Raw genomic sequence first — 396 nt, forward strand, 5'->3', positions numbered from 1 at the left:
TGTTAGCACATTAATCTCTGTCGCAAAGATTCATTATATAGCTGAAATTAGTACTAATGTGAGGAGAATATAGGATGAAAGGCAATCGGTTCGCCACCATTTTGTTTAGTTCGCTTGTGTGTTCCACTCTTATAGGCTGTAACCAAAATGAAGACGAAAACACTGCTAGTGAGAAGTTATCCGTTGTAACATCGTTTTATCCAATGTATGAATTTGCTCAACAAGTTGCAGGGGATCGTGCAGACGTATCACTAATGGTCTCGGCTGGAGAAGATGCCCATCATTATGAACCAAGTGCCCAAGATGTAGCGGCTGTTAATGAGGCAGAAGTATTTGTATATAGTAGTGAAGAAATGGAACATTGGGTTTCAAGTCTATTAAACACAGTCGAGAACG

At 39.9% G+C, this 396-nt stretch carries 1 protein-coding gene; it reads left to right on the plus strand.

Annotation, left to right across the window (positions count from 1 at the left end; translation table 11 throughout):
* Positions 1 to 74: 74 nt before the first annotated feature.
* On the plus strand, positions 75 to 396 hold a 322-nt coding region (locus CHH91_RS17935), incomplete at its 3' end, for a metal ABC transporter solute-binding protein, Zn/Mn family (protein ID WP_176465849.1).

The organism is Virgibacillus sp. 7505 (genome assembly GCF_002272135.1).
Classification (GTDB): Bacteria; Bacillota; Bacilli; order Bacillales; family Amphibacillaceae; genus Terribacillus.